Origin of the sequence: Ancylobacter dichloromethanicus (genome assembly GCF_018390645.1) — a bacterium.
GTDB classification, from domain to species: domain Bacteria; phylum Pseudomonadota; class Alphaproteobacteria; order Rhizobiales; family Xanthobacteraceae; genus Ancylobacter; species Ancylobacter dichloromethanicus.
In genome coordinates this window covers 24,635-48,165 of record NZ_JAHBGC010000011.1, presented here as the reverse complement: position 1 = coordinate 48,165, position 23,531 = coordinate 24,635, and the positions used below count along the sequence as shown (strand labels likewise).

General features: G+C 68.5%; 20 protein-coding genes and 1 riboswitch. Of the genes, 9 read left to right on the top strand and 11 right to left on the bottom strand.

What is annotated here, in order from left to right:
- Positions 1-12: 12 nt before the first annotated feature.
- Positions 13-1,407 carry a four-carbon acid sugar kinase family protein gene (locus tag KHC23_RS05880; protein ID WP_213370433.1) on the bottom strand — a complete coding sequence of 465 codons (1,395 nt, stop codon included), beginning with the start codon at positions 1,405-1,407 and terminating at the stop codon, positions 13-15.
- The gene (locus KHC23_RS05875) at positions 1,404-2,669 is read right to left on the bottom strand and encodes a ribulose-bisphosphate carboxylase large subunit family protein (RefSeq protein ID WP_213370431.1); all 1,266 of its coding nucleotides are present in this window, start codon (positions 2,667-2,669) and stop codon (positions 1,404-1,406) included. The genes KHC23_RS05880 and KHC23_RS05875 overlap by 4 nt, the downstream gene beginning before the upstream one ends.
- Before the next feature lie 290 nt (positions 2,670-2,959).
- On the opposite strand from KHC23_RS05875, the gene KHC23_RS05870 reads away from it, so the two are divergent.
- The 7 genes from KHC23_RS05870 to pdxR all read left to right on the top strand — a co-directional run bounded on the left by KHC23_RS05870 (position 2,960) and on the right by pdxR (position 11,135).
- The gene (locus tag KHC23_RS05870) at positions 2,960-4,198 is read left to right on the top strand and encodes a CaiB/BaiF CoA transferase family protein (protein ID WP_213370429.1); all 1,239 of its coding nucleotides are present in this window, start codon (positions 2,960-2,962) and stop codon (positions 4,196-4,198) included.
- A gap of 149 nt (positions 4,199-4,347) precedes the next feature.
- Positions 4,348-5,289, top strand: coding sequence for an aminotransferase class IV (locus tag KHC23_RS05865; RefSeq protein WP_213370427.1), 942 nt, complete (start codon positions 4,348-4,350; stop codon positions 5,287-5,289).
- A gap of 142 nt (positions 5,290-5,431) precedes the next feature.
- Positions 5,432-6,655 carry an ABC transporter substrate-binding protein gene (locus tag KHC23_RS05860; protein ID WP_213370425.1) on the top strand — a complete coding sequence of 408 codons (1,224 nt, stop codon included), beginning with the start codon at positions 5,432-5,434 and terminating at the stop codon, positions 6,653-6,655.
- A 74-nt stretch (positions 6,656-6,729) separates the two neighbouring features.
- Entirely contained in the window at positions 6,730-7,800 is a 1,071-nt protein-coding gene (locus KHC23_RS05855; RefSeq protein ID WP_213370423.1) for an ABC transporter ATP-binding protein, read from the top strand.
- The gene (locus KHC23_RS05850) at positions 7,797-8,657 is read left to right on the top strand and encodes an ABC transporter permease (protein WP_213370421.1); all 861 of its coding nucleotides are present in this window, start codon (positions 7,797-7,799) and stop codon (positions 8,655-8,657) included. The genes KHC23_RS05855 and KHC23_RS05850 overlap by 4 nt, the downstream gene beginning before the upstream one ends.
- On the top strand, positions 8,657-9,487 hold the full coding sequence (locus KHC23_RS05845; RefSeq protein WP_213370419.1) for an ABC transporter permease: 831 nt from the start codon (positions 8,657-8,659) through the stop codon (positions 9,485-9,487). The genes KHC23_RS05850 and KHC23_RS05845 overlap by 1 nt, the downstream gene beginning before the upstream one ends.
- A 76-nt stretch (positions 9,488-9,563) precedes the next feature.
- A complete protein-coding gene (gene pdxR, locus KHC23_RS05840) occupies positions 9,564-11,135 on the top strand; it encodes a MocR-like pyridoxine biosynthesis transcription factor PdxR (RefSeq protein ID WP_271188674.1) in 1,572 nt (523 codons plus the stop codon).
- A 41-nt stretch (positions 11,136-11,176) separates the two neighbouring features.
- Here the strand turns inward: pdxR and KHC23_RS05835 are convergent, their stop codons facing one another.
- The 8 genes from KHC23_RS05835 to KHC23_RS05800 form a co-directional block, all read right to left on the bottom strand.
- Positions 11,177-12,196 carry an ABC transporter substrate-binding protein gene (locus KHC23_RS05835; protein WP_213370415.1) on the bottom strand — a complete coding sequence of 340 codons (1,020 nt, stop codon included), beginning with the start codon at positions 12,194-12,196 and terminating at the stop codon, positions 11,177-11,179.
- Positions 12,197-12,229: 33 nt separating this feature from the next.
- Positions 12,230-13,024: an ABC transporter permease gene (locus KHC23_RS05830; protein ID WP_373878521.1), complete on the bottom strand. Its 795-nt coding sequence runs from the start codon at positions 13,022-13,024 to the stop codon at positions 12,230-12,232.
- On the bottom strand, positions 13,021-13,881 hold the full coding sequence (locus KHC23_RS05825; RefSeq protein WP_246544291.1) for an ABC transporter ATP-binding protein: 861 nt from the start codon (positions 13,879-13,881) through the stop codon (positions 13,021-13,023). The genes KHC23_RS05830 and KHC23_RS05825 overlap by 4 nt, the downstream gene beginning before the upstream one ends.
- A 24-nt stretch (positions 13,882-13,905) precedes the next feature.
- Positions 13,906-14,850: a hydroxymethylglutaryl-CoA lyase gene (locus KHC23_RS05820; protein ID WP_213370413.1), complete on the bottom strand. Its 945-nt coding sequence runs from the start codon at positions 14,848-14,850 to the stop codon at positions 13,906-13,908.
- Positions 14,847-16,097 (bottom strand): CaiB/BaiF CoA transferase family protein, encoded by a 1,251-nt coding sequence (locus tag KHC23_RS05815; protein ID WP_213370411.1) that lies wholly within the window; start codon positions 16,095-16,097, stop codon positions 14,847-14,849. The genes KHC23_RS05820 and KHC23_RS05815 overlap by 4 nt, the downstream gene beginning before the upstream one ends.
- A gap of 131 nt (positions 16,098-16,228) precedes the next feature.
- On the bottom strand, positions 16,229-18,496 hold the full coding sequence (locus tag KHC23_RS05810) for a TonB-dependent receptor (protein WP_246544288.1): 2,268 nt from the start codon (positions 18,494-18,496) through the stop codon (positions 16,229-16,231).
- Positions 18,497-18,618: 122 nt separating this feature from the next.
- Positions 18,619-19,029: a DUF2946 family protein gene (locus KHC23_RS05805; protein WP_213370409.1), complete on the bottom strand. Its 411-nt coding sequence runs from the start codon at positions 19,027-19,029 to the stop codon at positions 18,619-18,621.
- 197 nt (positions 19,030-19,226) lie between these two features.
- Positions 19,227-19,904: an energy-coupling factor ABC transporter permease gene (locus KHC23_RS05800; protein WP_213370407.1), complete on the bottom strand. Its 678-nt coding sequence runs from the start codon at positions 19,902-19,904 to the stop codon at positions 19,227-19,229.
- 35 nt (positions 19,905-19,939) lie between these two features.
- Positions 19,940-20,170, bottom strand: a riboswitch (cobalamin riboswitch).
- A 266-nt stretch (positions 20,171-20,436) separates the two neighbouring features.
- Here KHC23_RS05800 and KHC23_RS05795 point away from each other — a divergent pair.
- Together KHC23_RS05795 and KHC23_RS05790 are read left to right on the top strand one after the other, a co-directional pair.
- On the top strand, positions 20,437-21,717 hold the full coding sequence (locus KHC23_RS05795; protein ID WP_213370405.1) for an ATP-binding protein: 1,281 nt from the start codon (positions 20,437-20,439) through the stop codon (positions 21,715-21,717).
- Positions 21,714-22,253, top strand: coding sequence for a response regulator transcription factor (locus KHC23_RS05790; protein ID WP_213370403.1), 540 nt, complete (start codon positions 21,714-21,716; stop codon positions 22,251-22,253). Before KHC23_RS05795 ends, KHC23_RS05790 begins: the two co-directional genes overlap by 4 nt.
- 27 nt (positions 22,254-22,280) lie before the next feature.
- On the opposite strand, the gene KHC23_RS05785 is transcribed toward KHC23_RS05790, so the two are convergent.
- Positions 22,281-23,522 carry an SAM-dependent methyltransferase gene (locus KHC23_RS05785; protein ID WP_213370401.1) on the bottom strand — a complete coding sequence of 414 codons (1,242 nt, stop codon included), beginning with the start codon at positions 23,520-23,522 and terminating at the stop codon, positions 22,281-22,283.
- Positions 23,523-23,531 lie beyond the last annotated feature (9 nt).

The following is a 23,531-nucleotide window of genomic DNA, read 5'->3' as shown; positions in this document are numbered from 1 at the left end:
TACTCCCATCTGTCATCGGTTGGGCATGCCGCCGAGCTTGGCGGCGCAGAAAAAGTCGGGCCGGCCCATCTGGCCACCCTTGAAGGCGAGTTCGAGCCCGTCATGGGCTCCTTCGGCATAGGCGCGGCACAGCGGCGCGCCCGGCGCGAGCGGAGCAAGGGCGGTGACGGCATAGATGCCGAGCGCCATGGCCGCATGGCCGGAGGTGTCGCCGCCGGAGATCACCGCCCGTTCCAGCCCGGCGGTCCGGACCACCTCGTCAAGGACGCGGCCGAGGCCATCGCCGATACGGGCATTCACCGTTCCGACCGCGGCGCCCGCCGTCGCGATGGCCTCTGCCAGGGCGGGCACCGCCGTATCGTCCGGCCCGCTGGCCGTGAACACGAGCGGGTCACGTCCTTCTCCGAGCAGGCGCAGCGCCTCGGCGGCGCCCCGCGCCAGCTCGGCATTCCACACGGACGCATCGACCGCGCGGGCCGCCTCCAGCCGCACGCCCTCGAAGCCGTGATCCAGCGCGTGGGCGATCTGGCCGGCGGTGATCGGCGAGCAGGAGCCGGAGACCACCGCGAGGCGTTCGCGCGCCGGCGCGGCGGCGGTCGGCATGTCGGGCGGGAGCAGCCCGGCGCGGCGCCAATGAGCCACCAGCGCGTATTCGAGCCCTTGCGAGCCCACCGCGAAAAGGCGCACCCCACGGTGTTGCCAGACGAGACGGCCGGCCTCTTCGAGGGTTTCGCCGTCGAGCACGTCGAGCGCGACGATGCGCCGGCCCTGCGCCCGTTCCGCCGCCAGCCGGGCATCGGCGTCGCCGGCCTTCATCGCCACGAAGTCGACGAGGCCGATGGGAAGATCGGTCTGGCGCGCGAGGTGGGCGCGCACATCCGCCTCGCCCATCGGCGTCACCGGATGGCGGGCCATGACCGGGTGGCGGTCGAGCCGGAAACCGCGCCCGTCAATGGCCGCGAACAGGTTCCCGAACGCCTGGTAGCGCGCGATGGCGGGCGCCGCCACGACCAGCGGCACCCAGTCGCCGCCGAGGATCGGCCGGGCGATCTCGATAGCCCGGCCGATCGACCCGACATGCGGTGCCGAATCGAAGGTCGAGCACACCTTGTAATGCGCCAGCGGCGCGCCGATCCGTGCCAGCGCCTCGAACACGGCCGGCAAATGGGCGTCCATCCATTCCGGCGGCATGGAGCGCGCCACCCCGGCGATGCCGACCGCGCGCATGCCGTTGAAGCGCGCGAGCTGGTCCGGCGTCGGCGTGCCCAGGAACAGCACGGTCGGCAGGCCGGCGAAGCTCAGCACCTCCATCACCGCGGAGGAGCCGGTGTAGTCGTCGCCGTGGAAGGAAAGGAGCGGGCCGTCCGGAAGGCGGGCTTCGGCCGGGCCGTCAGCGGCGGCGCTCATCCGGCATAGGCCTCCAGCGCCCGGGCCAGCGCCGCGTGGTCGCGGGCATAGTCGGCGAGCGGCACGCGGGCGATCGCCGCGTCCCAGGCCTCGCGCAGGGAGGCGACGCCGGCCGCCGGCCCGTCCGGATGGGCCATGATGCCGCCGCCCGCCGCGAAGATGAGGTCGGGCGAGCCGAGCGCGGCAAAGGTGCCCGGTGCCTGCTTGGCCGACTGTCCGGAGGAGAATACCGGCATGGCGATGCAGGGCTTGTCCGGGAACATCGGCGTCAGGCATTCCCGCGCCGAGGCGATGACGCTGTCGTCGGCTTCCGAAAACTTGTTGGCGAGGCCGTTGACATGCATGTGGTCGGCGCCGGCCAGCCGCCATATCTTCTGCCACGCGACATAGGACCAGCCCAGCATCGGCGCGCGGGAAAGATAGCCCCAGCCATTGCGGTGGGCATGCACCGGCAATTGGGTGAAGCGGCACAATTCGATCATGCCGACGAGGCCGACCGAGTTGAGGCTCGCCATCACGCAGGTCCCGCCCTGCTCCAGCACGAGATCGTGCCGCCAGCGCATCTGGTCGATCTCGCCGGTGAGGTTGAAGGCGAACATCACCTTCTTGCCGGTACGCTCGGCATGGTCGTTGATGACCTCCATCACCGCGCGCACCCGCGCGTCGAAACGGCAATGCGGGCCGTCGGACTGCAATTCGTCGTCCTTGATGAAGTCGATCCCCGCGTCACATAGCTGGCTAACGAGCGCGGCGGTCTCCTGCGGCCCGAAGCCGACGCTCGGCTTGACGATGGTGCCGATAAGCGGCCGCCCTTCCACGCCGGCAAGGCGGCGCGTGCCGGCGACGGAGAATTTTGGCCCGGGATAGGCATCGCCGAAGGCCTGCGGCAGCCGGATATCGATAAGCCGCAGCCCGGAGAACTGCTTCAGCTCGAACAGGTTGCCGGCGACGGTGGCCATTAGGTTGGGCAACGACGGCCCGACATTGTCGAGCGGCCAGGACAGCGTGACGCGCGCCCGTCGGACGGTGGCGTCGCCGAGCTTCGGGCGCCCGGCGCCCGGCAACGACGGCGCCTCGACGCTCTCCAGCGGCTCCAGCGCCTCGATGCGGGCAGCGGAGCGCGCCTTCAATTCGGGAGTCTCGCCGGGAATGGCGACGAAAGTGCCGCTGGACTGCTCGCCGGCCATGGCTTCCGCCGCCGCAAGGGGATCGAACGCGGTCTCGATGATGTAGTCGGCTTCGATACGGGAAGGCGTCGTCATGCGTGTCGTTGTCCCGGGCAAGGGACCCGCCGGCGCCCCTGTCGGACAGGCGCGCGGCGCGGCTCCTGATGCATTTCCTCGGCAGTGAGCTTGGGCTCACTTATATATTGATATGGTGATTATACCAGTCAACGCGGGATGGCAAGAGATGGCCCTGTCCAAGAGGCCTTCCGCCCACGACCGGCTCCCGCCGACCTCGCCCTATCTGAATGGCCGGCCATGGCGCCGTCGGCGGGCGGCGGCTATCGTCGCCGCCGCCCGCCCGATGCCCTTGCCGAGGACCGCCCGATATGACCGACGCCCCTACCAGCCCTCCCGCCGCGCAGGCGCTGGCCGGCATCCGGGTGCTCGATCTCTCCCGCGTGCTGGCCGGCCCGTGGGCGACGCAGACGCTGGGCGATCTCGGCGCCGACGTGATCAAGATCGAAAAACCCGGCGAAGGCGACGACACGCGCGGCTGGGGGCCGCCCTGGCTTGCCGATGGCGAGGGAAATCCGACGCGCGAGAGCGCCTATTTCCTCGCCGCCAATCGCAACAAGCGCTCGGTGACGATCGACATGGCGACACCGGAGGGTCAGGGACTGATCCGCCGGCTGGCGGCAATGAGCGACGTCGTGGTGGAGAATTTCAAGGTCGGTGGGCTGAAGCGCTACGGGCTCGATCATGAGAGCCTCGCCGCGCTCAACCCGCGCCTCGTCTATTGTTCGATTACCGGCTTCGGGCAGGACGGGCCGGAAGCCGGCCGCGCCGGCTATGATTTCATGATCCAGGGCATGTCCGGACTGATGTCGGTCACCGGCAGCCCGGACACCGAGCCGCAGAAGGTCGGCGTCGCCCTGGTCGACATCCTCACCGGGCTCAACGCGACCATCGCCATATTGGCGGCGCTGGAGCAGCGCCACCGCACCGGGTGCGGCCAGCATATCGACGTCGCCCTGTTCGACGTGGCGGTGGCGAGCCTCGCCAACCAGGCGCTGAACTTCCTCGTCGGCGGCGGCGCGCCGCGCCGGCTCGGCAATGCCCATCCCAACATCGTGCCCTACCAGGCGTTCGAAACGGGCGACGGCCACCTCATCCTCGCGGTCGGCAATGACGCGCAGTTCGCCCGCTTCTGCCGCCTCGCCGATCTCACGGAGCTGGCCGCCGATACGCGTTTTGCCACCAATCGCGACCGCGTCGCCCATCGCGAGGCGCTCATCCCCTTCGTCGCCGCCGCCCTCAAGCGCCAGACGACCGGCGAGTGGCTCGCCATGCTCGACGCCGCCGGCATCCCCGCCGGGCCGATCAACACCATCGCCCAGGCATTCGCCGAGCCGCAGGCGCTCGCGCGCGGACTGGCGCTGAACCTTTCCCACCCGCTCGGCGGCAGCGCGTCCGGGGTTCGCAGCCCGCTGCGGCTGAGCGGTTCCCCCGGCGGCGCGCCCACCGCGCCGCCGCTGCTCGGCCAGCACACGGACGAGGTGCTGGAGCAGCTTCTGGGGCTTTCGAACATCGAGCGGCAGGCTCTGCGCGCCGCCGGCATCGTCTGACGGCAGCTCCATGCCAGGCGACCCACCCCGGCATTATGCCCGCGAAATTGGCACTGTCATTTTTCAGGCAAGCGGCACTTTCTGGCTGCGGGCCGCTGGGCCACGCTGCGTCTCGCAATGGCGCAACGATCCTGCCTGGAGTGCATGCGATGACAGAGGCGAAGAGCGACTTTTCCAAAGGCGCCGCCTACATCAACGGCCAGTATGTCCCGATCTCGGAGGCCAAGGTCCCGGTCGGCGACTGGGGCTTCACCCATTCCGACGTCACCTATGACGTGGTCCACGTCACCGATGGCGGCTTCTTCCGCCTCGAAGACCACCTCGACCGCTTCCACCGCTCGCTGGAGGGCTATCGCCTGGACCCCGGCGTGTCGCGCGGTGAGATGCGCACCATCCTCGGCAAGGTGGTGGCCCTGTCCGGCCTGAAGGACGCCTTCGTGGCCATGATTTCCACCCGCGGCGTGCCGCGCGTCTATGGCTCGCGCGATCCCGACGACTGCGACAACACCTTCATCGCCTATGCGGTGCCGTGGGTCGACGTGATCAAGCCCGACGTGCAGGCACGCGGCGCCCATCTGCTGGTCGCGCAGGTGCCGCGCATCTCGCAGGATTCGCTCGACCCGACGCTGAAGAACTATATGTGGCGCGACTTCACCCGTGGCATGTTCGAGGCCAAGGACAAGGGCTTCGATACCGCCATCCTGCTCGACGCCGAGGGCTACCTCACCGAGGGCGCCGGCTTCAACGTGTTCATCGTCAAGGGCAACGAGGTCATCACCCCCGATCGCGGCGCCCTGCGCGGCATCACCCGCCTCGCCGTGCTCGACCTCTGTCCCGAGCTCGGGCTGGAGGGCAAGGTGGCGCCGGTCACCTTCGAGGAACTGATGGACGCCGACGAGGTGTTCACCACCACCACCGCCGGTGGCGTCATGCCCTGTTCGCGGGTCAATGAGCGCATCTACGGCAACGACCGCCCCGGCCCGATCAGCGCGAAGATCAAGGAAACCTATTGGCGCAAGCACAAGGAAGGCTGGCACATGACGCCGGTCAACTATGCCGACGCCGACAACCCCTTCGCCGCTGCCGCCTGAGCGCCGCGCCGATGCACTGAGCGGACCCCGGGCCGGAATCGTCCGAGGCCTGTGCCGCCGGGGCCGCGCTTTCGGCAGGAGACGAGGGGTCGGGCGGTTCCCGCCGAAGGTCACTGCCACATAGACAACAGGGGACAGGAACATGAAGCCGCTTCAGCCGATTTCCGCCGCCGCTTCCACGCCGGACATTCAGGACGGGACGCCGCGCACGGGCATTTCCGTCGACCGCCGCGACGTTCTCAAGACGATCGCCGCCGGCGCGCTGGTCACGCTTGCCGCGCCCTATGTCCGCCCCGCCTCCGCCGCACCTTCGCAACTGCGCGCGCTGATGTGGGAGGGCTATCTGCTGCCCGACGTGATCGCCGCCTTCGAGGAGAAGCACGGCGTCAAATTCGCCCCGACCTTCTTCGACGGCAATTCCGAGGCCTACAACAAGCTGCGCGTCGGCGGCACCAAGGATTTCGACCTGGTGCAGGCGGACGGCTTCTGGCCGAGCCTGTATTACCGCGAGAAGCTGATCCGCGACGTCGACTACGCCAAGATCCCCGCCACCGAGCACCTCTTCCCGGTGTTCAAGCCGGCCGAGTTCAAGCTGCTGACCGACGCGGCCACCGGCGTCGATTTCGGCGTGCCGTTCTGCTGGGGCAGCTACGGCATCACCTACAACACTGCCGAGATGCCGGCCGACAAGGCGAACAGCATCGCCTGCCTGTTCGATCCCGCCTATGCCGGCCGCCTCTCCACCAGCGCCCGCTTCGAGGAGAACATCGCGCTGGCCGGCATCCTGGTCGCCACCCGCATGGGCACGATCGACAAGCCGCGCCCGAACGGCAAGCCGTTCAACCCCTATGACCTCACCGACGAGGAACTGGCCGGGGTCGAGAAGCTGCTGATCGAGCAGAAGGCGCTCCTGCTCACCCGCTACCAGGACAACGCCACGCTGGCGCAGCTGCTGGAAAGCGGCGCGGTGATCGCGGCGCCGGAATTTGCCCAGGTCTACCGTCAGCTTCTCGCCAAGAAAGCGAAGGGCGAGATCGACACCACCTTCGCCCACACGCTGGTGCCCAGGGAAGGCGGGCTCGGCTGGGTCGACACCTGGCTGGTCTCCTCCGGCGTGCCGGACGGGGCGATGCTGGATGTCTGCCAGAGCTTCATCGACACCATGATCACGCCGGAGACGATGAAGAAGATCGCGCTGGCCAGCGGCTGCTCGACCACCATCGACATTCGCAGCCTGTCGACCCCGGAGGAACAGGCGCTCTACCTGATGGACCGCACCGGCGAATTGTCCAAGATGTACATGTTCGACCAGCCCTCCTCGACCGAGAAATGGGAGCGGGTGTGGTCGCGGATGCAGGCCGCCTGAGTGCGCCGGCGGCCGGGGCCTCGCGCCGGCCGCCGCGCCCTGTCCTTCGACCTGACATTCCGGGAGCCTGATACGTGTACATCACCCTCGACGGGGTCTCGCGCCAGTATGGCAGCATCTGGGCGGTCGACCGCGTGACCATGGGCATCGGCAAGAACGAGTTCGTCTCGCTGCTCGGCCCCAGCGGCTCCGGCAAGACGACGCTGCTGCGCATCATCGCCGGGCTGGAAAAGCCCACCACCGGGCGCGTGCTGATCGACGGCGAGGACGTGACCGACCTGCCGCCGCACAAGCGCGGCGTCGCCATGGTGTTCCAGGAATTCCTTCTCTTTCCCCACCGCACCGTCCACGAGAACCTCGCCTTCCCGCTGCGGATGATGAAGCTGCCGGCGGCCGAGATCGCCGAGCGCGTCGCCTGGGTGGTCGGCATTCTCTCGCTCGGCGGGCTGGAGAAGCGCTACCCCAACCAGCTCTCCGGCGGCCAGCAGCAGCGCGTGGCGCTGGGGCGCGGGCTGGTGGGGCGGCCCAAGGCGCTGCTGCTCGACGAGCCGCTGGCCAATCTCGACCGCGAATTGCGCCAGGAGATGGAGGTCGAGATTCGTCGCCACCAGACCGCGCTCGGCATCCCCTTCATCTATGTCACCCACAATCAGGAAGAGGCGCTCTCGATGAGCGACCGCATCGCGGTGGTGCGCAAGGGACGGATCGAGGATTTCGCCGCCCGCACCGACATCTATGACCGGCCGCGGACCGCCTTCATCGCCCAGTTCGTCGGCCGCTCCAACCGCTTCGAAGGCGTGGTGGAGGCTGGCGGACAGGGTATCGCGACGCGCTGCGGCGCCGCGCTCTCGCTTCCTGCGGCGCTGCCACCGGGCCGCGAGGTGCAGCTCTTCGTCAAGAACGAGAAGCTGCGGCTGGAGCCCGATGACGGCGCCGGCGCGGGTCCCAACCGCCTTCCCTGCACGGTGAAGGACGTGATCCTGCGCGGCGCCTATGCCGACTACATACTCGCCTTCGGCGATCGCGAGCTCAACGCCAGCCGCCCCCGCTCCGAGCGCGCCTTCCTCGCCGGCGAGGCCGTGATCGCTCGCCTCGAACCCGGCGACATCGACCTGTTCGACACCGATGGGGAGCGCCCGTCATGAGGAGGCGCTGGGCGGCGGCCCTTCTTCTCGGCGTGCCCACCGTGTTCCTGCTGGCGCTGTTCGTGGTGCCGCTGCTCTCCATGGTGGTGCTGAGTTTCTGGCGGACCGAAAACTACCACATCGTCCAGGAGTGGAATGTCGGCAATTACGTCACCTTGGCGACCGGCGGGGCCTATGTCACCTTCCTGATCCGTTCGCTGGTGATGGCAGGCGTCGTCTCGCTGGTGTCGATCCTCATCGCCTGGCCGGTGAGCTACGCCATCATCCTCTATGGCGGGCGCTACCGGCTCCTCCTCACCCTCGCCTTCGCCGTGCCGTTCCTCACTGGCGAGGTGCTGCGGGTCATCGCGCTGCAGGGTCTCCTCGGCCCCCTCGGCCTGATCAATGCGGTACTGATGGCGCTCGGCAGCGCGCCGCTGCGCTTCATCATGTACACCAACGTCGCCAGCGCCATCGGCCTCGTCTATCTCTACCTGCCGATCGTGGTGACGGTGATCTACCTGTCGCTGCTGAACTTCGACGCGAGGCTGATCGACGCCGCCAAGATCTTCGGCGCCAGCCCGCTGCGCGCCTTCGTCGAGGTGACCTGGCCGCTGAACCTGTTCGGCACGCTGATCGGCTTCGCCCTGTGCTTCATCCCTTGCCTGTCGGCAACGCTCGCCCCGCGCTTCCTCGGTGGGCCGAACGGCACGCTCTACGGCATGGCGATGGCGCAGCAATTCGGCGAATCCGGCACCTGGGCGCTCGGCGCGGCGATGGGCGTGGTGCTGTTCCTCACCTCCATCGTCGCGGTGCTTCTGGTCGGCATGCGGGTCAATCTGCGCCGCACCGGCTTCACCGGACTGGGGAGGGGCTGATGCACGCCACCCTCAAGAAGAGGCTCGGCAAATATGCCCTGCTGGCCACGCTCGTCGTCTCCTATCTCTTCCTCTATCTGCCGATCCTGCATATCGGCCTCGGCTCCTTCGCGAAGAACCACACCTTCCCCTACCCGCCGCGCTGGACGCTGGACACGTTCGGCCGGCTGTTCGGCAATTCGCTGTACCAGACCGCCTTCTTCAACAGCCTGCTGCTCGGCATCGGAGCGGCGGCGCTGGCTACCCTGCTGGCGGCGGCGGCGACTTTGGGGTTGATGCGCCATGCCGGGCAGCGGGCGGGCCTCTACCTCACCCTGTTCATCGCGCCGCTCTTCGTCGCCGAGGTGCTGGTCGGCATCGCCTCGCTGATCTTCAACGGGCTGGTGCTGGAACTGCAGGGCAACCTGGTCTCGGCCATCCTCGCCAATGCGGTGCACGGCTTCAGCTACGCGCTGCTCATCATCGCGACCCAGCTCTACCGCTATGACTGGCGGCTGGACGACGCGGCGATGGTGTTCGGCGCCTCGCCTTCGCGCACCTTCTTCGAGGTGACACTGCCGCTGATCTGGCCGGGCCTGCTCGGCGCCTTCATCGTCACCTTCATCATGGCCTTCAACAATCTGGAGATTTCCTTCTATCTTCTGGGGGCGACGCCGACCCTGCCCTCGGTCGCCTGGGGGGCGCTGCGCTACGGGGTGAAGCCCGAGCTCTATGCGCTGGCCACGGCCGTCAATCTCGTGGTGGTGCTCGGGCTCGGGCTGATGTTCGTGCTGATGCTCACCGGCAGGGCCAGCTTCGGCCACCGGCCGGAACGCGAACGGGCGGTGTAGGGCCCTCCCGCCTCTGGCACGGCGATTGCCTCGGACTGCGCGGGACCAAGGGGGCTTGAATCGCGGAGGACACGAGGTGTTGCTCGATGCGCTGGGCCTGAACCTGGAGCGCCGGCCGGATTCGCCGCTCTACCGGCAGATCTATCAGGGGCTGGCGGCGGAAATCGTCAGCGGGGCGATCAAGCCCGGCCAGCGGCTACCGTCGACGCGCGACCTCGCCCAGTCGCTCGGGGTCTCGCGCAACACCATCATGCTGGCCTTCGAGCAACTGGCGGCCGAGGGCTATCTGGAAGGCCTCTCCGGCTCCGGCACCTATGTCTCGCGCCAGCCGCCGGCCGAGGTGGTCGAGCCGGCCGCGCCGCGCATCAACCCCGCGATCCGCGCCGCCGGCAGCCTCGACCGCAGCGCCGAGCTCGGCGTGGCGATCGAGGACCCGGAGCCGGAAGGCGCCCGGCCCGATTTCGGCGGTGCCCTCGCCCATGCGCCGCAGACGCTGCGCCACATGCGCCGGCCGGTGCCGTTCCGCTCCAACTTCCCGGCGCTCGACGCGTTTCCGGTGCAGCTCTGGGCCAAGCTCGCCGCCGACCTCTACCGCAAGCTCGATGCCGACACCGCCAACCACCTGATGGGCGAGGGCGACCCGCAGGGCTACGCGCCGCTCCGCGAAGCCATCGCCCGGCACGTCTCCTCCGGACGCGGCATCGACTGCTCGGCCGACAATGTCATCGTCTTCGCCGGCGCCCAGCAGGCGATCGACCTCGCCTGCCGTCTGCTGCTCATGCCCGAGGACGAGGTGATCTGCGAGGATCCCGGCTATGACGGCATCTACGCCTCGACCATCGCCACCGGCGCCACCCCGGTGCCGGTGGCGGTCGATGGCGACGGGCTCGATGTCGAGCGCGCGCTCGCCCGCGCCCCTCATGCGCGCATGGCCTATGTCTCCCCCTCCAAGCAGTTCCCGCTCGGCATGTCGCTTTCGCTGGAACGGCGCCACGCGCTGGTCGACTGGGCACAGCGGACCGGGAGCTGGATCATCGAGGACGATTACGACAGCGAGTTCCGCTATGCCGGCCGCCCGCTGCCCGCGCTCTACGCCCTCGATCGCGGGCGCCACGTGCTCTATCTCGGCACCTTCAGCAAGACGCTGTTTCCCGCCCTGCGGCTCGGCTTCGCCATCGTGCCGGCGCCGCTGGTCGAGGCCTTCGTCTCGGCCCGCACCGTGGTCGGACGCTACTCGCCGATCCTCGAACAGGTGCTGGTCGCGCGCTTCATGCAGGAAGGCCATTTCGCCAGCCACGTGCGCAAGATGCGCAAGCTCTACGCCCAGCGCCAGGCGCATCTGCTGGCGCGGGTCGGCGGCCGGCTCGGCGATTTCATGACCGCGCAGCCCACCGATACCGGCATGGAGATCGTCGCCCGCCTCGCCCCCGGCCTCAGCGCCCGCGCGCTGGCCAAGGCGGCGGCACGCGCGGGGCTGGAGATCATGCCGCTCTCGGCGCTGGCGCGCCATCCCGACACGGATGTCGATGACTACATCACGCTCGGCTTCAGCCCGTTCGCGCCACGCCAGATCGACGAGGGGGTGGAGCGGCTGCGCAAGGTGCTGGTGGACATGCGCGGCGGCGCGGCACCCGCCACCGCGGCCTGACGAACGGGCCGGCCGCGCCGGCCCGTCCGGAAAGAAGAGGCCTAGTTGGTGGCCGCCTTCGCCTTGGCGAGGAAGGAGCCGTCAAAGGTCTTCGACAGGTCGATCTTCGCCGGGTCGATCTTCGGATCGGTGGTGGCGATCAGGTTCAGCGCGCTCTTCATGCTCGCCTCATTGATGTTGCCGTCGGTCGAATAGGCTTCGCGCGTGGCGTTGAACGCCTTGATGTAGAGGTCCTTGTCGCCCAGCCAGTATTCCTGCGGCACCGTCGCCGCCACCTCTTCGGGGGTCGCCTTCTCCAGCCATTTCAGCGTCTTGTAGAAGGCGTTGGTGAGCGCCTGCACGGTGTTCGGATTGGCCTTGATGAAGCTCTCCTTGAAGTAGAGCACGGCCGCCGGGTTCATCCCGCCGAACACCGCCTCGGTGCCGGCCGTGGTGCGGGTGTCGACCAGCACAGTCAGCTCGCCCATGTCCTGCAGCTTGGAGATGACCGGGTCGAGATGCGAGATGGCGTCGATCTCGCCCTTCTGCATCGCCGCCACCGCCGAGGCGCCGCTGCCGACTCCGATGAAGGAGGCGTCGTCCGGCGACATGCCGTTCTTGATCATCAGGTATTGGACGAGAATATAGGTGGAGGAGCCCGGCGCGGTGACGCCGATCTTGGCGCCCTTGAGGTCGGCCACGGATTTGATCGTGTCCGCCTTGCGCTTGCTCACGCCCACCACGATGCCGGGATAGCGGCCGAGGTCGATGACGGCGCGGATGTCCTGCTTCTTGTCCTGCATGCGGATCGTGTGCTCATAGGCACCGGTGACCGCGTCCACCGAGCCGCCGATCAGCGCCTGCAGCGACTTCGAGCCGCCGCCGAAATCATTGATCTCGACCGTCAGCCCCTCATCCTTGAAGTAGCCGAGCCGCTCGGCCAGCGTCAGCGGCAGATAATAGAGCAGCGGCTTGCCGCCGACGCCGAGCGTCAGGTTCGGCTTCTCGATCTCGCCGGCCTGCGCCGCACCGAGCGCGGGAATGAGCAGGCTTGCCGCCAGCAGCAGGGTACGCATCTTCATGGCACTTCCTCCCGTTTGTTGTCGTTGGAATACTCAGTTCTGCTCGCTGGCCGCCTGCGGGCGCCACACCAGCAGGCGCTTCTCCACCCGCGTCACCACCCAGTCGATGACCAGCACGAAGGCGGCGAGGATGAACATGCCGGCGAACACGCCGGTCACGTCGAACACGCCCTCGGCCTGGTGGATGAGATAGCCGAGCCCGGCGGACGAGCCGAGATATTCGCCCACCACCGCGCCCACCAGCGCGAAGCCGACCGCCGTGTGCAGCGAGGAGAACATCCACGACATGGCCGAGGGCCAGTAGACGTTGCGGAACAGCTGGCGCTCGTTCATCCCCATCATGCGGGCATTGGCGAGCACCACCGGGCTCACCTCCTTCACGCCCTGATAGACGTTGAAGAACACGATGAAGAACACCAGCGTGACCCCGAGCGCCACCTTGGACCAGATGCCGAGGCCGAGCCACAGCATGAAGATCGGCGCCAGCACCACGCGCGGCAGGGCGTTGACCATCTTCACATAAGGGTCGAACACCGCCGCCACCACCGGCTTGCGGGCGAACCAGAAGCCGATGACGACGCCGCCGATGGAACCGATGAGGAAGGCCAGCACGGTCTCGGTCAGCGTGATCCAGAGATGCTTCCAGATGGTGCCAGAGACGAAAAGCTCGACCACCCGCGCCAGCACGTCCCACGGCTTGGAGAAGAAGAACTCGGGCAGCAGATAGTCGCCCCCGATCGGCACCGTCGCGCCGATATGCCAGATGGCGAGCGCGGCCACCGCGACGAGGACCTGGAGGAACAGCAGCCTGGCGGGATGCAGCTTCACGACGACACCTCCTCGGCGGCGAGTTCGTCGCCATAGGTCTTGGCGACCTCGGCCTTGAGCTGGTTCCAGATCGTCCGGTGCAATGCATGGAAACGCGGGTCGAGCCGGATTTCCGCCGCATCGCGCGGGCGGGCGAGGTCGATCGGGTAGTCGCCGATGATCCGTGCCTCCGGGCCGGCCGACATGATGACCACGCGGTCGGAAAGCGCGATCGCCTCCTCGAGGTCATGGGTGACGAACAGCACCGCCTTGCGGTCCTGCGCCCACAGCCGCAGCAGCAGCGTGCCCATGATCTGCCTTGTCTGCGCGTCGAGCGGGCCGAAGGGCTCGTCCATGAGCAGGATCTTCGGCTGGCGGATCAGCATCTGCGCCAGCGCCACGCGCTTCCTCTGGCCGCCGGAAAGCTCGTGCGGGTAGCGCTCGGTGAAGCGGGCGAGGCCGACCCGCTTCAGCCATTCCCGCGCCTGCGTCTGTGCCTCCAGGCGGCGCAGGCCGCCGATTTCCAGCGCGATCGCCACATTGTCCAGCGCCGTCTTCCACGGCATCAGCGCGTCCTGCTGGAAAAGGTAGCCCGCGCGCGCATTCAGCCCCACAAGCGGCTCGCCGAAGATCGACACCGTGCCGCCGGCCGGCGCCAGCAGGCCCGCCGTGGCGTTGAGCAGGGTGGACTTGCCGCAGCCGGTGGGGCCGACAATGGCGACGAACTCGCCCTCATTCACATGCAGCGAGGTCGGCGCCACCGCCTTGAACACCGGCCGTCCCTTGATGGCGAAGCTGATGCTGATGTCGTCGAGCGCCACCGCCAGCGGCGCGCCGGCGGGCGCCTCGGCGGTCATCGCCCTCGCGGTGGCGGTCATGGGCTGTCCTGCCATGCTGTCGTCCTACTGGGCGGCGCGCAGATGCGCCGGCACGGGGTGAAGGTCGCCGCTGCGCCCGGCCTTGGCGACCTGGCCGGGAATGTCGTGGCCGAGCAGCGCCGGCAGGCTGCGCGCGAGAGCGAGCAGCGCGGGAAGGTCGACGCCGGTCTCAATCCCCATCTGCCCCAGCATGTGGACGAAATCCTCGGTGGAGATGTTGCCGGTCGCCCCGGGCGCGAACGGGCAGCCGCCAATACCGCCGAGCGAGGCGTCGAAGCGGTCCGCCCCGGCCTCCAGCGCGGCAAGCGCATTGGCGAGGCCCATGCCGCGCGTGTTGTGGAAATGCAGCGTCAGCGGCACCCCGCCGAACCGCGCGCGGAACCCGCTCACCAGCGCGAAGACCTGCCGCGGATTGGCCATGCCCGTGGTGTCGGCCAGCGTCACCGACTGCAGCCCCGCCGCCAGATAGGCCTCGACCAGATCGAGCACCTTTTCCGCTGGCTGCACGCCCTCGAACGGGCAGCCGAAAGCGGTGGCGATGGAACCGTTGAGGCTCACCCGCGTGCCGGCCGCCGCCGCCACGATGGCGCGGAACCCTTCCAGCGACTGCGCCGTGGTCATCCGCATATTGGCGAGGTTGTGGGTCTCGCTCACCGAGAGCACGAGGTTCAGCTCGTCCATCCCCGCTTCCAGCGCCTCCTGCGCGCCGCGCAAATTCGGCACCAGCGCGACATAGGTCACATCAGGCCACCGCCTGATGGCGCGCGCCACCTCGCGTGCATCGGCAAGGTTGGGCACCGCGCGCGGCGAGACGAAGGAGGTGACCTCGATCTTGGCGACGCCGGTCTGCGACAGCGCGTCGATGAGCGCCACCTTGTCCTCGGTCGGCAGGAAGCACGGCTCGATCTGCAGCCCGTCGCGCGTCACCACTTCCTGGATGAACACGCGCGGGGGAAAGCCGGTGCTCATGCGGGCTCTCCCGCCGGCGCATCCGGCGCCTGTGCGACGGCCCCGGCCGCGACCAGCGCCGCGATCTCCTCCGCGCCATAGCCCAGTGAGGCCAGCACCGGCGCGGTATGCTCGCCGAGCCGCGGCCCGAGCCAGTTGACCGCGCCGGGTGTGGCGGAGAGCTTGGGCACGATGCCCGGCATCTTGACGTCGAGCCCGTCCGGCAGGGTCGAGGGCAGGATCATCTCGCGAGCGAGATATTGCGGGTCGTCGACGATGTCGGCCACCGAATAGATGCGCCCATTGGGCACTTCGGCGGCATCGAGCGCCGCCGTCACCTCGTCCAGCGAATGCCGGCTGGTGAACGCGGTAATGGCGCCGTCGATCTCCTCGACATGGCGCACCCGCCCGTCATTGGAGGCGAGGCGCGGGTCGCCGGCGAGGTCCTCGCGGCCAATGGCCGTCATCAGCCGGCGGAAGATGCCGTCGCCATTGCCGGCGACGATGACATAGGTGCCCTCGGCGGTGGGGTAGGAGTTCGAGGGCGCGATGCCCGGCAGCGCGCCGCCCGAGCGGGTGCGCACGAAGTCGAAGGCGTCGAACTCCGGCACCAGGCTCTCCATCATGTTGAAGACGCTCTCGAACAGCGAGACGTCCACCACCTGCCCGGTGCCGCGCCCGGACTTGATGTGCAGCAGCGCCATCAGCGCGCCCATCACCGCGTGCAGGGCGGCGAGCGAATCGCCAATGCTGATGCCGGTGCGCGCGGGCGGGCGGTCCGGCTCGCCGGTGGTGAAGCGCATGCCGCCCATCGCCTCGCCCACCGCGCCGAAGCCGGGCCGCTCGCGATAGGGCCCGTCCTGGCCGAAGCCGGAGATGCGGACCATGACGAGGTTGGGGTTGATCGCCTTCAGCGCGTCCCAGCCGAGCCCCCAGCGCTCCAGCGTGCCGGGGCGGAAATTCTCGATCAGCACATCGGCGTCGCGCACCAGCCGGCGCACCACCTCCTGCCCCCCGGGCAGGCGCATGTTGATGGCGACGGACTTCTTGTTGCGCGACTGCAGATACCACCAGAGCGAGGTGCCCTCGTGCAGCTTGCGCCATTTGCGCAAGGGATCGCCCTCGCCCGGAGCCTCGACCTTGATGACCTCGGCGCCGAACTCCGCCATCAGCCGCGCGGCGAAGGGCGCGGCGATGAGGTTGCCGAGTTCGATCACACGGATGCCGCTCAGCGGCCCCTCTGCGGGACCCTGCCGGGAAGCTTCCATCGCAGGCGCTCCTCACACGTCGTTTTTTCGTTCTATCGGACGAAAGCGACCGTGGGTCCACCCCTCTTTAGGCAAAGACGCGCCGGGAGAAGGGCCGACGACCGCGCGGGCGTTCCCGGCCGGGAACCGCTTCAGAACGCCACCGTCACGCGTGCGTTGAAGGAGCGGCCCGGCCCGGCCACGCCATAGCCCCATGCGGGCGAGGTGCCCATCATCGAGGACACCTGGTAGTTTACCAGATTGGCGCCTCCGAGCGGCAGGTCGTATTCGGTGTCGAACAGGTTCTCGATGCCGAGATCGATCTTGAGCTGGCCGAGCTGATAGCTGGTGCGCAGGTTGAACAGCGCATAGGCGCTGGTCTCCAGCTCGTTATGCACCTCGCTGACCTCGGTCTTGGCACCGACGAGTTGCACCTCCGCCGTGGTCGTCCAGTTGCCGAGCACATGGTCGAGCGCCAGCGTCGCGTTGACCGGCATGATGTGGTACAGATTTACCCCATCGACCCGCTGGCCGCGCACGAAGTTCAGATTGCCGCGGAACACGCCCCGGCCATAGGTCGGGTTCTCCCACAGGTCGAGCCGCCCGTCGATGTTCACGCCGTAGAGATAGGCGTCGTAATTGGCGAACTGCAAATACACGAAGCCTTCGGTCGCGGTCAGGTTGTCCGGCAGGTTCTCGATGCACCCCGGCAGGGCGCAGCGGCGCACGTCGATATAGTCCTCGACATAGCTGGCATAGGGCGAGACCCGCACCTCCCACGCCCTGCGCACCGGATCGCGCCAGGTGGCGGTGAAGCTGGCGGTGTGGGCCTTTTCCGGTTCCAGGTCGATATTGCCGACATAGCCGTTGCCGTCGCCGAACCAGCCGATCATGCTCATCGCCATGGCGTTGGTCGACCAGGAATAGCGCTCATAGAGATTGGGCGAGCGGGTCTTGCGGGCGAGGCCGATCTCGAACTGGCGGGCTTCGTCCGGCTGGTAGCGCAGGATCGCCGAACCGTCGATGTTGATGTCGGTGCGGGCATGGTCCAGCGCGTTGAAGGCGGCGGCGTTGGCGCCGTACATCATCTCGTTGTAGCCCTGCACGTCGCCGGTGTTCATCCACACCACGTCGCTGCGCGCGCCGAGAATGGCGGTCCATTGCTGCGAGAGCGTGCGCTCCCATTCGGCGAACACGCCGACCCGCAGGCGCTGGCCGTCATTGATGTTCCAGAACGTGTCCGGCCCCATCATCATCGAGCCGTCGACCGGCGGCCACCAGTCGTCGAGCTGGCTGTAGTATATTTCGTTGCCGAGACGGACGATGTCGACCCCGGTCGGCTCCAGCGTGCCCTTCACCCGGAAGCCCATGTCGCTGGTCCTGGTGTCCATCGGCATGTCGCCGGTCTTGTCCGGCGCGATGAAGCCCATGGTGTGGCGCACATGGTTGTAGAAGGCATTTGCCTCCAGCTGGCCCCACTCGAAGTTCTTCTCCAGCGTGCCGTTGACGAAGAAGCTCTTGTTGTCGACCATGTCCATGTACTGGTTGACATAGCCCTGATACGGGATGAACTGCCCGCCCAATTGCAGGGTCACGACGCCGTCGTCGAGCTTGCGCGACAGGCTCAGCGCGTGGTTCTGGGTCTCGTACATGGTCGACTTGATGGTCGTTCCATCGCCCGATCTGTAATCGTCCGCCCGCACCCAGCCGCCGGTGTAGTTGACGCTTCCAGCATCATTGGCGGCGTTCAGGTTCACGTCGACGCCGACGACATTGCCATTGCTGCGATAATAGCCCGACATGCTGCCGGAGAACACGATTTCCGGGGTTTCCGCGAAGGTCGGGGGCGCGACGCTCACATCGATGCGCGCGCCGGTATAGTCGCCGCCCAGGCCCACCGGCGCGGTGCCGGAATAGACCTTCACCTGCCCGATCATCGCCGGGTTCACATAGGACAGCGGCGGATTCATCATGTTCGGGCAGGCCGGGCCGAACAGCATGCCGTCGATCGACACCTGCACCTGGTCGGCGCTCATGCCGTTCACCGCCGGCAGGCTCGACACCCCGCCCGCGCCCCAGGAGGCGCCGCCCGGAACGGTGTCGATCAGCGCGCCGGAATCGCTGGTCCACAGCGTCGCGTTGGAGGCCTCGAAGGTGGAGATGGTGCCGGTGTCGGCAGGGACGAAGCCGTCATAGGCGATGTCCAGCGGCCCGTCCTGCGAACGCCCGCCGACCGGGCGGACCACGGACACGGCGGGCAACTCGACGGCGACAGCGTCGGGGGCCGCTGGCTGGGCGTGCGCCGTCGTGAGCGCCGGCGCAAGGCACAGCAGGGCCAGGGCCGGGCAGATGAGGGCCGTCGAACGGCGCAGCAGAGGGCGCCTCGACGGCGCGCGGGCGGGCGGGTTCAGGGGATTCATGGCGTTTCCATCGGCCTGCGGAAGCCCGTGCCGATGGCGCGCGCGGCACATGCGCACGACGCCCGGCGGGCTCCGGCTCGTTTTGGCAAAGACAGGATGCCGCGCGGGGCGGCACCGTTAAGTCAGGCGAGGAAGCGCGCGGCCGGCGGCCCGCGTGGATGGTGCGCGGTGCGGGAAAGCGAGGCGCGGGGCGGCGCGCGGAGGTCGGGCGCCCAGGCGACCGGGAAGGCGGGGCGGTCGGCGCCCTTCCCCGCCGCCACGGCGGGAGGAAGAGCGATGTCGGCGCGCAGCGTGCAGAGCGGGCAATGGGCGATGGCCGGCCTGTCCCCGCCATCGCCCGCGGGCGCGGTCGAGGCGGCGGCGTTGAGGCAGATCGCCTGGCCGGCGGCGGACAGCGGGTCGCCGGAAAGCTGATCGCCGGCGGCACGGCCGGCGTGGAGGCTGGCCAGCAGCAATTGCAGGACGAGCGCATAGGCGAGCGTCAGCGCAACCGCGCGCACCCCGAGCCAATAGCGTCCCGAATATCCAGCCATCCCACCGGTTCCCCAACGGGATCATGGCATCGGCCGCGCCGTCCGGACAGGGTCGGCAGGTGTTTAACCGCCCCCTTGGACAATTTGCCCAAGGGGTGCTCGAGCGGCTACCGGCGTCAACGCGGCCCGCGGCCTCGGTGGCGCGGAAGTGCCCGGTGGATGTCCCGGGAGGCGCGAACGCCTCCCGGCCGCAAGTGTCACGCCGCGTCGTAGAGGCGCCGCTCGAACAGCGGTGTGCCGCGCAGGCCGTCGAGCGCCTTCGCCGCCGCCAGCACGGCGAGGTCGACCAGCGGCTCGACGATGATGACCAGCATGTAGGCGGCGCCGAAGGAGACGATCGACGACGCGTTCTCCACCGTGAAGTCGTGGCCGTAGAACGCCCAGAACGCCACCCAGACCACGATCCCGGCCTGGTAGGTGGTGGAAAGCGCCAGCGCCTGCCGGTACTTCAGCTCCACATAGGGCGTGGCCGGGGCGATGATGCGGCCCGCCAGCGCGGTTAGCGCGAACAGCGGCACCAGCAGGGTGGTGACGTTCATGCCGTATTGCGGCAGGTCGAACGGCGCGAAGAACAGGCCCTGTATGGCGAGGCCGGCGGCCAGCCCGATGGCGGCCGGCGCCACGCCGAAGATGAGGAACAGCGTCGAGCCGAGGATGAGGTGCACCTCCGAGACCCCGACCGGGTGGTGCGGCAGCAATTCGAAGAAGCAGAAGACGAGCGCCGTGGTGAAGATGCTGCGGGCGACCAGCGAGACGGCGCCACGCTCGCGCACCGCGTCCGCCGCGAGCTTCAGCGTATAGGCGCCGGCACCGGCCGCCGTCACATAGCTGAGCCAGATCTTTCCTTCGGCCACGAGGCCGGGTTCGATATGCATGATGTTCTCCTGTGCCGTCTCACCCGACGGCGCGCATGGGATTCGTCGTCATGGCCGGTCTCCTGACTCGCGGGTCACGGCATGCCTTCCGCCTTCCCGGGCTCCCGGAGGGAGTCCCAGTGGCACGATGGAAGGCCGCTCGCCGCCTACAGTCGCGGGGGCGGTCGGGGTTTCGGGCGACAGACCTCGCGGTCATGGCGCCCTGCCCCGTTCCCGTTTCATCCGGAAAGGTCTTCCTCCCGGACACCATGAGGAATCGATGGGTGCATCGACGGCGCCCATCAAACAGCGCGTCATCGCGAATCGCAAGCGACGCCGTGCGCCATGCGCCAGGGCGGATATCGGCCGGCATCGCCGCACCACCGGCCGGGCGCTTGGCCGCGCCTTCCGGGGCCTTGGACAGGATGCCCAATCGACCTCGAGGCGCGCTCGCCCTAAAAGCGGCACACGGGCAGATCCGTGCCCGTGCCGCGCCCCGGCGGAACCTGGCAACGGGTTCCGGGAAGCCGGTCGGCGGCGGGAGGCATCCGGATTGGCAACGGTCTCGACAGGCGACACGAGCGACAGGAAGAACCTGCTGCTGCTGATCCAGCTGCGCTGGATCGCCGCGATCGGCCAGCTCGTCACCATCTGGTTCGTGGATGTCGTGCTCGCCATCGCCCTGCCGCTGGCGCAGATGCTGGCGGTGATCGCCTTCCTGGTCGCCCTCAACCTCGTCAGCCTGCTGCGCTACCGCCACCGCGAGCGGGTGAGCAACACCGAGCTGTTCCTCGAACTGCTGCTGGATGTCGGCGCGCTCACCGCGCAGCTCTATCTCAGCGGCGGGGCGCAGAACCCGTTCATCTCGCTGTTCCTGCTGCAGGTCATCCTCGGCGCCATCCTGCTGGAGGCGTGGTCGGTGTGGACATTGGTGGCGATCACCAGCGCCTGCTTTGTCGGCCTCACCGCCTTCCACCGCGACATATTGGGGCCGCACGGCCCCATGGGCGGGTTCTGGAACCTGCACATACAGGGCATGTTCATCTGCTTCGTGCTGTCGGCCTGCCTGCTGGTGGCGTTCATCACCCGCATCAATGCCAATCTGCGTGCCCGCGATGCCCGGCTCGCCGAACTGCGCCAGCAATCGGCGGAGGAGGAGCACATCGTGCGCATGGGCCTGCTCGCCTCCGGCGCGGCGCATGAGCTGGGCACGCCGCTCTCCACCCTGTCGGTCATCCTCAACGACTGGGAGAAGATGCCCGTGCTCGCCCGCGACGACGAACTGGTGCAGGACATGGCGGAGATGCAGACCCAGCTTGCCCGCTGCAAGGCGATCGTCACCGGCATCCTGCTCTCCTCCGGCGAGGCGCGCGGCGAGGGGACGATCCGCACCGGCGTGCGTGCGCTACTCGACGAGGCGGTGGCCGACTGGCGGGCGATCCGCGCGCCGGCCGCCCTCGACTACGAGAACGCCTTCGAGCCGGACCAGGCGGTCATCTCCGATCTCGCCGTCAAGCAGGTGATCTTCAACGTGCTGGACAACGCGCTGGAAGCCTCGCCGGCCTGGGTCGGCCTTGCCGTGCGCCGGCAGGGCGACACGCTGTGCGTCGAGGTGAGCGACCAGGGGCCCGGCTTCCCGGCACATATCGCGGCGGAGCCGGGCAAGCCCTACCGCTCCACCAAGGCGCGCACCGGGGCCGGGCTCGGCCTGTTCCTCGTCGTCAATGTGCTACGCCGGCTGGGCGGAGCGGTAGAGGTACAAAACCGTCCCGGGGGCGGCGCCTGTGTCCGGCTCCGCCTGCCGCTGGCCGGGCTGTCGGGAGGAACGCCGTGAACCATGTCCCCACCGGAACGCTGCTGATCGTCGAGGACGACGCCACCTTCGCCCGAACGCTCAAGCGCTCCTTCGAGCGGCGCGGCTACGTGGTGACAACCGCGACGGGGCTCGACGAGGTCACCGCCCTGCTGGCGCGAACCCGCCTCGCCTATGCGGTGGTCGACCTCAAGCTCGCCGGGGAATCCGGGCTCGACTGCGTGAAGGCCTTGCACGCAAACGACCCCGCGATGCGGATCGTGGTGCTCACCGGCTTCGCCAGCATCGCCACGGCGGTGGAAGCGATCAAGCTCGGCGCCTGTCACTATCTGCCCAAGCCCGCCAACGCCGACGACATCGAAAAGGCGTTCGAGCGGGTCGAGGGCGACGTCTCGGTGCCGCTGGACGGGCGCCCGACCTCGCTCAAGAATCTCGAATGGGAACGCATCCACGAGACGCTGGTGGAAGCCGACTTCAACATCTCCGAAACCGCGCGCCGGCTCGGCATGCACCGCCGCACGCTGGCGAGGAAGCTGGAAAAGCGGCAGGTGAAGTGAGCGCCCTGCGGATCGAGCGCGGCCCGCTTACCCCTTCAGCCGGTAAAGCCCGACATCGATGGCGCCGGCGCGGAATCCACCTTCGCAATAGGCGAGATAGTACTCCCACAGCCGGCGGAAATCGGCGTCGAAGCCCAGCGCCTCGATCTGCGGCCACGCGGTGAGGAAGCGGGCGCGCCATTCGGCCAGCGTCTGCGCATAGCCGAGGCCGAAGCACCGGTTCTCCACCAGTTCGAGCCCCGCCAGCCGGGCCTGTTCGGCGATATGCTCCTTGGTCGGCAGCATGCCGCCGGGGAAAATGTGCCGCTGGATGAAGTCGGTGTTGCGCCGGTAGGCCTCGAAGCGATCCTCGGCGATGGTGATCACCTGCAGCACCGCCGTCCCGCCCATCTCCAGGCACGCACGCAACTTGGCGAAATAGGTCGGCCAATAGGCTTCCCCCACCGCCTCCAGCATCTCGATGGAAACGACACGGTCGTAACGCTCTGCCACATCGCGATAATCCTGCAGGCGCAGCTCGGCACGCCCGGCCAGTGCGGGATCGGCGGCGATCATCGCCTGCGCATGGGCGAGTTGTTCGCGCGACAGGGTGATGCCGGTGACCGCCGTCCCCGCCTGCGCCAGCGCGGCCGCCAGCGCGCCCCAGCCGCAGCCGATTTCGAGCACGCGCTGGCCCGGCCGAACCTCCAGCATGTCGACGATGCGGGCGAGCCGGGCCTGCTGGGCCTGCTCCAGTGTCTGGCCGGGCTCGATGGCGACGGCCGAGGAATAGCACATGCCGGCGTCGAGCCAGGCGCGGTAGAAATCGTTGCCGAGATCGTAGTGGAACGCGATGTTGCGCCGGCTGCCCGTCTTCGAATTGCTCTTCAGCGCATGGCAAAGCCGGTTCCACAGCCTCACCGGCGCCAGCGCGTCGACGCGGCCGGCCAACACCGGCAGATTGTGCGCGGCCAGCTCGATGAGGGCCGGCAGGTCCGGGCTCGACCAGTCACCCGCGATATAGGCCTGCGAGAACGCAATGTCGCCGCCGGTCACCAGCCGGCGCAGCGCCCGCCAGCGATGCAGCACCAGCGTCGCCTCCGGCCCCGGCAGCCGCCCACGTCCGACGAGCCGCCGGCCCTCCGGCGTCACCACGCTGAGACTGCCCATGGCGAGCTGCCGCAGCAGCCGGGCCAGCGCCGCCTCGCGCAATCCCGCGCGACGGGCGCGGGAGGCGGACCCGTCGCGTGCGTGGGGCAAATTGGTGAAGCTGTCGGCGTCGCTGGACATACGGTTCTG

Excerpts from the sequence above, each read along its gene's own strand:
- KHC23_RS05815 (WP_213370411.1), bottom strand. The coding sequence starts at position 16,097 with ATGGAAGCTTCCCGGCAGGGTCCCGCAGAGGGGCCGCTGAGCGGCATC.
- KHC23_RS05810 (WP_246544288.1), bottom strand. The coding sequence starts at position 18,496 with ATGAATCCCCTGAACCCGCCCGCCCGCGCGCCGTCGAGGCGCCCTCTG.
- KHC23_RS05805 (WP_213370409.1), bottom strand. The coding sequence starts at position 19,029 with ATGGCTGGATATTCGGGACGCTATTGGCTCGGGGTGCGCGCGGTTGCG.
- KHC23_RS05820 (WP_213370413.1), bottom strand. The coding sequence starts at position 14,850 with ATGAGCACCGGCTTTCCCCCGCGCGTGTTCATCCAGGAAGTGGTGACG.
- KHC23_RS05875 (WP_213370431.1), bottom strand. The coding sequence starts at position 2,669 with ATGACGACGCCTTCCCGTATCGAAGCCGACTACATCATCGAGACCGCG.
- KHC23_RS05860 (WP_213370425.1), top strand. The coding sequence starts at position 5,432 with ATGAAGCCGCTTCAGCCGATTTCCGCCGCCGCTTCCACGCCGGACATT.
- KHC23_RS05880 (WP_213370433.1), bottom strand. The coding sequence starts at position 1,407 with ATGAGCGCCGCCGCTGACGGCCCGGCCGAAGCCCGCCTTCCGGACGGC.
- KHC23_RS05785 (WP_213370401.1), bottom strand. The coding sequence starts at position 23,522 with ATGTCCAGCGACGCCGACAGCTTCACCAATTTGCCCCACGCACGCGAC.
- KHC23_RS05835 (WP_213370415.1), bottom strand. The coding sequence starts at position 12,196 with ATGAAGATGCGTACCCTGCTGCTGGCGGCAAGCCTGCTCATTCCCGCG.
- KHC23_RS05850 (WP_213370421.1), top strand. The coding sequence starts at position 7,797 with ATGAGGAGGCGCTGGGCGGCGGCCCTTCTTCTCGGCGTGCCCACCGTG.
- KHC23_RS05865 (WP_213370427.1), top strand. The coding sequence starts at position 4,348 with ATGACAGAGGCGAAGAGCGACTTTTCCAAAGGCGCCGCCTACATCAAC.
- KHC23_RS05870 (WP_213370429.1), top strand. The coding sequence starts at position 2,960 with ATGACCGACGCCCCTACCAGCCCTCCCGCCGCGCAGGCGCTGGCCGGC.
- KHC23_RS05800 (WP_213370407.1), bottom strand. The coding sequence starts at position 19,904 with ATGCATATCGAACCCGGCCTCGTGGCCGAAGGAAAGATCTGGCTCAGC.
- KHC23_RS05825 (WP_246544291.1), bottom strand. The coding sequence starts at position 13,881 with ATGACCGCCACCGCGAGGGCGATGACCGCCGAGGCGCCCGCCGGCGCG.
- KHC23_RS05845 (WP_213370419.1), top strand. The coding sequence starts at position 8,657 with ATGCACGCCACCCTCAAGAAGAGGCTCGGCAAATATGCCCTGCTGGCC.